General features: G+C 65.7%; 6 protein-coding genes. 3 read left to right on the forward strand and 3 right to left on the reverse strand.

The features are described 5' to 3' along the window. The first annotated feature begins 324 nt into the window (after positions 1-324). Positions 325-1,233 carry an ROK family protein gene (locus D4765_RS18495; protein ID WP_136643787.1) on the forward strand — a complete coding sequence of 303 codons (909 nt, stop codon included), beginning with the start codon at positions 325-327 and terminating at the stop codon, positions 1,231-1,233. Between the two features lie 132 nt (positions 1,234-1,365). Next, entirely contained in the window at positions 1,366-1,623 is a 258-nt protein-coding gene (locus D4765_RS18500; RefSeq protein ID WP_136643788.1) for a hypothetical protein, read from the forward strand. 82 nt (positions 1,624-1,705) lie between these two features. Here the strand turns inward: D4765_RS18500 and D4765_RS18505 are convergent, their stop codons facing one another. The 3 genes from D4765_RS18505 to D4765_RS18515 all read right to left on the reverse strand — a co-directional run bounded on the left by D4765_RS18505 (position 1,706) and on the right by D4765_RS18515 (position 6,196). Next, entirely contained in the window at positions 1,706-2,887 is a 1,182-nt protein-coding gene (locus D4765_RS18505) for a cystathionine gamma-synthase (protein ID WP_136643789.1), read from the reverse strand. A 75-nt stretch (positions 2,888-2,962) separates the two neighbouring features. Next, the gene (locus D4765_RS18510; RefSeq protein WP_136643790.1) at positions 2,963-4,327 is read right to left on the reverse strand and encodes a cystathionine beta-synthase; all 1,365 of its coding nucleotides are present in this window, start codon (positions 4,325-4,327) and stop codon (positions 2,963-2,965) included. 90 nt (positions 4,328-4,417) lie between these two features. Continuing rightward, complete coding sequence (locus D4765_RS18515) at positions 4,418-6,196, reverse strand: ABC transporter ATP-binding protein (protein ID WP_237280556.1); 1,779 nt, start codon at positions 6,194-6,196, stop codon at positions 4,418-4,420. On the opposite strand from D4765_RS18515, the gene D4765_RS19870 reads away from it, so the two are divergent. After that, positions 6,185-6,377 (forward strand): hypothetical protein (locus D4765_RS19870; RefSeq protein WP_237280557.1); only part of this gene is annotated, 193 nt, incomplete at its 3' end. The genes D4765_RS18515 and D4765_RS19870 overlap by 12 nt on opposite strands.

Below are 6,377 nucleotides of genomic sequence, written 5' to 3' on the forward strand. Positions count from 1 at the left end.
GCACACGCAACCCGTCCACTAACCGGCCCAGCTTCTCTGCGTCTGCGATCCGAGACAACAACGCTTCATCGGCAAGCCCGAAGGGCGCGGCAGCCCCACACCACCCCGCCACAACACCAACCACCTCGTCAAAGGCAGCCCCGTCAGCAGCAGGCGGGATGGTGGGCGATTCGTTCATGACCCAAGTCAACCACCAACCACTGACATTCACTCAACAAATAGGACCCAAATCGACCCCCACCAGAAAAGAATCTCAAAAAACTTTTCGACCACCCCGCCCAGTAAAATCGTCGTGGCCCGCCCGAGCGAAGGAACGATCATCCCGTGACCACCGAATCAACCGCCGACCTCGTTCACGTGATCGACATCGGCGGCAGCCATATCACCGCCGCCGCAGTCGAACTCGCGAACGGCATGGCCACCATCACGCAGACCTCCGGCCGCGACATCGACCCGCACGGCCCCGCGGAGGAGATTCTTGCGGGCTGGGCCGACGCGTGCCGCGAGCTCGGCGACATCGAGAACACACGGTGGGGCATCGCGATGCCCGACCCGTTCGATTTCGAGCGCGGAATCGGTACCTTCGTGAACGTCGCGAAATTCGAACACCTCGCGAATGTCGATCTGCGCCATGAGCTCGCACAGAGGCTGGGCACAGCACCCGAGAGAGTGCGTTTTCTGCACGACGCAGCGGCATACGGCATCGGCGAGTGGATGTTCGGCGAAGCCCGCGGCCACAACCGCGCGGTCTGCATCACCCTCGGAACCGGGGTCGGCTCCACCTTTCTCGACCGCGGCGAACCGATCGCTCACCGCGCAGACGTTCCGACCAACGGAACCGTTCACCTGCTGCAGATCGACGGCGCTCCCCTCGAAGACGCTGTCTCGACGCGCGCGATCATCGCCGCGTACGAGCGCCGCACGGCAACCAGCGTCGAAGTGAAGACCATTGCCGAGCGTGCGCGTGCTGGCGAGCCGGATGCCCGGGTCGTTCTCGACGGCGCAATGCACGCTCTCGGTGCGGCGCTCGGCCCGTGGCTCGCAGAGTTCGAGGCAAGCGTGCTGGTGGCGGGCGGTTCGATCTCCCGCTCGTGGGATCTTCTCGAGCAGCCCTTCAGGGCAGGCATCGCCGAGGCCGACCCCGAGTTCGCAGTGGCGATCGAGTTGCGTCCGTCGAAGCTGCTCGACGAGGCACCGCTGCTGGGTGCGGCGACCTGGCTCACCCGCGAGTAGCACCTCCGAACTAGCGCCCACCTACACTCGGCCACAGCGAGCCCCTTGCCCAGCCGCGCGGCGCCGCCTAGCGTGAAGCACGTGCAACAGCGCACTCAGCGCACTCAGCGCACATGATCGAAAGGCGTCACCATGGGCGACATTCCCGGTTTTCTGGCAAGCGAGTTTCCTGAAGACGCACGCGATGTTCCGGGCCAAGAAGCGTTCACCGCACGCACGCGGGCTGACGAAGAGGGCGAGTCGGCCGAAGACGCCGAGAACGAGCGCGACGAGAAGCAGATCTTCTATAAAGAGGACTCAGACACGACTCTCGCGAAAGATGACGCCGCCGACAGCGAAGCCGAGGGCGCGAATCCCGATGAGACCTCGTACGGCTCCGCCGATCTATAACTCGCCGATGTACGGCTCTGCAGACCTCTAGCCCGCAGAGCCGCCCAAAAGAGCCGCCATAATCAGCGGCCCAAGCCGGGCCTCAGCTACTCGGCAGCGCCTGGTCGAGGTCGGCGATCAGGTCGTTCACATTCTCGATGCCCACCGAGAGGCGAATGAGGTTCTCTGGAACCTCGAGCTTGGTACCGCGTACCGATGCATGGGTCATCTCGGTGGGGTATCCCACGAGCGACTCGACGCCACCGAGCGACTCAGCCAGCTGAAAGAGCGTGGTCGATTCGGCGAATGTGCGAGCCGCAGCCGGCCCGGCCACGAAGCTCAGCGAGAGCATTCCGCCGAAGCCCGACATCTGCGTCGCAGCGAGCGCGTGGCCCGGGTGCGACTCGAGGCCGGGGTAGAAGATGCGCTCGATTGCCGGATGCCCGACCAGGTGTTCAGCGATGGCCTGCGCGTTGGCGCTGTGCCTGTCCATTCGCACGGCGAGGGTTTTGATGCCGCGAACGGTGAGCCAGGCATCCATCGGGCCCGAGACGGCACCCGCGGCGAACTGTTGAAACCCTACTTTGGCAGCAAGTTCTTCATCGTTCAGCACGATGGCGCCGCCGAGCACGTCGGAGTGGCCCCCGAGGTATTTCGTGGTCGAGTGCACCACGACGTCGGCGCCGAGGGCGAGGGGCTGCTGCAGGTAGGGCGAGGCGAAGGTGTTGTCGACGACGACGAGGGCGCCGGCAGCGTGACCGATTTCGGCGAGCGCGGCGATGTCACTGATCTTCATGAGCGGGTTGCTCGGTGTTTCAAGCCAGAGGATCTTGGTGTTGCCAGCGGCCACGGCCACGCGAACGGCGTCGAGGTCCATCATCTCGACGGTGTCGTTGGTGATGCCCGACTTGCTGTGGATGGTGTTGATCAGGCGGTGCGTTCCGCCATACACGTCGTTGCCGAGCACGACGTGGTCGCCCGGCTCGAGCACGGCGCGCAGCAGTGCGTCTTCGGCGGCGAGGCCGGAGGAGAACGAGTACCCGTGCGCTGCGCCTTCGAGCGCGGCGAGCAGGGTTTCGAGCGAGGTGCGGGTGGGGTTGCCGCCGCGAGTGTATTCGTAGCCGTTGCGAAAGCCGCCGATGCCGTCTTGTACGAAGGTGGAGGTCTGGTAGATGGGCGGGATGATCGCACCCGTAGTGGGGTCGAACTCCTGGCCGGCGTGGATGGCGGCGGTCTCGAAGCGCTGAGGCTGGGCTGCGGGTGTTGGTGCGTCTGACTGGGGCATGACATTCCTAACGCCCGGGGGCGCGTGAGTATTCGTATGTTACGAAAGCGGGCAGGTGAGGGGGTGCAGAAGTGCTTATTCGCTCAAGAAGCTGAGCAGGTCTTGCCGGGTGATCACCGAGACGGGTTTGCCGTCGTCGGTCACGAGCAGGGCGGATGCCCCGGTGAACGCCTGGCGCGCCGCGCTCACCGACTCGTTGATTCCGATGAGCGGGAACGGTGCACTGGCGAAGGGCCCCACATGGTCGGGCATCGAGGCGGCACCGCTGAAGACCTGCTCGAGCAGCGACTCCTCGTTCAGCGAACCGACGACCTCGCCCATGACCACGGGCGGTTCTGCGCTCAGAACCGGGAGCTGCGAAACCCCGTACTTCGCCATGATCTCGATGGCGTCATGCACGGTGTCGGTCGGATGCGCGTGCACGAGGTCGGGCAGCGAGCCGTTCTTCAGGCCGAGCACGTCGCGTACGGTGCTCTCGGTGAGCTCGGGGCTGAAACCGTACGAGCGCATCCATTTCTCGTTGAAGATCTTGCCGAGGTAGCCGCGGCCGCTGTCGGGCAGCAAGACTACGACGATCGCGTCGGCGGGCAGATTCGCCGCCGCCTTGAGGGCGACCGACACGGCGAGGCCGCTCGACCCGCCCACGAGCAGGCCTTCTTCGCGGGCCAGTCGCCGGGTCATCTCGAACGACTCGGCGTCGCTCGAGGCGATGATCTGGTCGACCACGGTGGGGTCGTAGGCCGCGGGCCAGAAGTCTTCGCCGACGCCCTCGACGAGGTACGGGCGCCCTGTGCCGCCGGAGTAGACCGACCCCTCGGGGTCGGCGCCGATGACCTGAACCCGGCCATCCGACACCTCTTTGAGGTACTTGCCGGTACCGCTGATGGTACCGCCGGTGCCCACGCCCGCCACGAAGTGCGTGATGCGGCCGTCGGTGTCGCGCCAGATCTCGGGGCCGGTGCTCTCGTAGTGCGAGAGCGGGCCGTTGGGGTTCGAGTACTGGTTGGGCTTGAATGCGCCGGGAATCTCACGAGCAAGACGATCAGAAACCGAATAGTACGAGTCAGGATGATCGGGGGCGACCGCTGTGGGTGTGACCACGATCTCGGCGCCGTACGCCAGCAGCACGCTGCGCTTGTCTTCGCCCACCTTGTCGGGCAGCACGAACACGCAGCGGTAGCCGCGCTGCTGCGCCACGAGCGCCAGGCCGACGCCGGTGTTGCCCGAGGTCGGTTCGACGATGGTGCCGCCGGGCTTCAAGAAGCCGTCACGCTCGGCCGCATCGATGATGCGGGTGGCGATGCGGTCTTTCGACGAGCCGCCGGGGTTCAGGTATTCGATCTTCGCCAGAACGGTGGCGGCGATACCCTCGGTCACTTTGTTCAGCTTGACCAGCGGGGTGTTGCCGACGAGGTCGAGAACTGTCTCTGCGTACTTCACCCCTCAAACTTACCAGCGCCGGTTGCGAGGTTACGGGGCGTCGGGGAGGCCCCGAGCAGACGAGGCAACGGCGGGGTCAGCGCAACAGGATTAGAACGAACTCGCCGAAACCTGCTCGCTGTAGAGGGTCGAGTACACCCCGCCCGCGCCCAGCAGTTCGGCGTGCGTGCCGCGCTCGACGATGAGACCGTCGTCGATGACGAAGATGACGTCTGCAGCGACCACGGTCGAGAGCCGGTGGGCGATGGCGATGGTGGTGCGCCCGCGAGCCGCGGTGTCGAGGGCGCTCTGCACGACGCGTTCGGAGATGGAGTCGAGGGCGCTCGTGGCCTCGTCGAGAATCAGAACGGCCGGGTTCTTCAGCAGCACGCGGGCGATGGCGATGCGCTGCTTCTCGCCGCCCGAGAGACGGTAGCCCCGCTCGCCCACCACGGTGTCGTAGCCACCGTGGAAGCTCATGATGCGGTCGTGGATGTTCGCGAGCCGCGCCGCCGCCTCGAGCTCGACAAGCGTGGCCTCGGGTTTGGCATACCGCAGATTGTCGGCGATCGTCGCATGAAAGAGGTACGTCTCCTGGCTCACAATGCCGAGGTGGGCGACGAGTGACTCCTGCCTGAGGCCCCGCACGTCGACGCCGCCGAAGAGCACACGGCCCGCACTCGCCTCATAGAACCGCGGGATGAGGTACGAGATCGTGGTCTTACCGGCACCGGAGGGCCCGACGAATGCAGCGAACTGGCCCGGCTCGATGTCGAACGAGATACCGCCGAGCGTCGGCCGCGTCGCGGGCGAGGCGTCGGCATAACGAAACACCACGTTGTCGAACGTGACCCGGCCGGCGGCGGGATGCGCGGCCACGGTCACCGCATCGGGCCGGTCGGCGATGGCCGGCTTCAGATCCATGTACTCGAAGATGCGGGCGAACAACGCGCCCGAGGTCTGCAGGTCGAGCGCCACGCGCAGCAGCCCCAGAAGCGGAAACAGCAGGCGGGCCTGCACGGTAGTGAAGGCCACGATGGTTCCGGCGGTGATGTCGGTTGCCCCGTTGCCGAGCAGAAAACCGGCGACAAGGTAGACGATGGCGGGGATACTCGACAGGAAGATGCTCACCATGGCGAAGAACCACTGGCCGCTCATCTGCTGCCTGACCTGCAGGTACACCTGGTTGTCGTTCTCGTTCGAGTACCGCGCGATCTCGGTGTTCTGGCGATTGAAACTCTTCGACAGCAGGATGCCCGAAACACTCAGCGTCTCCTGGGTGATCGCCGTCATGTCTGACAGCGACTCTTGCGTCTTCGTGGCGATGCGCGCACGAACCTGCCCCACGCGCCGCTGCGCGATCACCAGGATCGGCATGAGAATGACGGCGACGATGGTGAGCTGCCAGTTGAGCAGAATGAGCGCCACGAAGGCGGCGATGACCGTCACCGTGTTGCCGAGCACGCTCGAGATGGTGTTGGTGAGCACAGCCGCCACCCCGCCCACGTCGTTCTGCAGACGCGACTGGATGACCCCGGTCTTGGTCTTCGTGAAGAAACTGAGTTCCATGGCCTGCAGGTGCGTGAAGAGCCGAACCCGCATCGCGCCCATGACCTTGTTGCCGACGGTCGCCGTGAGGTAGGTCTGCCACACCCCGAGCAGGGTCGAAGTGACGTAGAGCACGATCATCACGATGACGATTTCGGCCAGAACCGGCACGTTCGGGCCGGATCCGGGCGGGAACAGGCCCTGGTCGAACGCGCGCTGCGTGAGCAGCGGCGGCACCACCGAGAGCGCGGCGGCGATCAGCACCAGAATCACGGTGAGGGTGATCTGCGGCTTGTAGGGTGCGAACAATGAGGCAATGCGTTGCAGGAGATGCTCCACCACGGGGGCTTCCGCGTTCCTCGCGCGCTGGGCGTCTACGTCACCGCGGGCCACGCGACCGCCACCACCGCCGTGCCCAACCCTGCCGCCCACACCACTCATGAGCCAACCCTACGCCCGCGTTTTCGAGCCGGGCACCGGGTGGGTGGCGGCCGCACCGCGGAGGGTGGGGGCGCCTCCGGGG

It is taken from the genome of Subtercola vilae (genome assembly GCF_004923255.1).
Taxonomy (GTDB): domain Bacteria; phylum Actinomycetota; class Actinomycetes; order Actinomycetales; family Microbacteriaceae; genus Subtercola; species Subtercola vilae.

Coding starts and splice junctions, on each gene's coding strand:
- D4765_RS18500 (WP_136643788.1), top strand. CDS start 1,366: ATGGGCGACATTCCCGGTTTTCTGGCAAGCGAGTTTCCTGAAGACGCA.
- D4765_RS18505 (WP_136643789.1), bottom strand. CDS start 2,887: ATGCCCCAGTCAGACGCACCAACACCCGCAGCCCAGCCTCAGCGCTTC.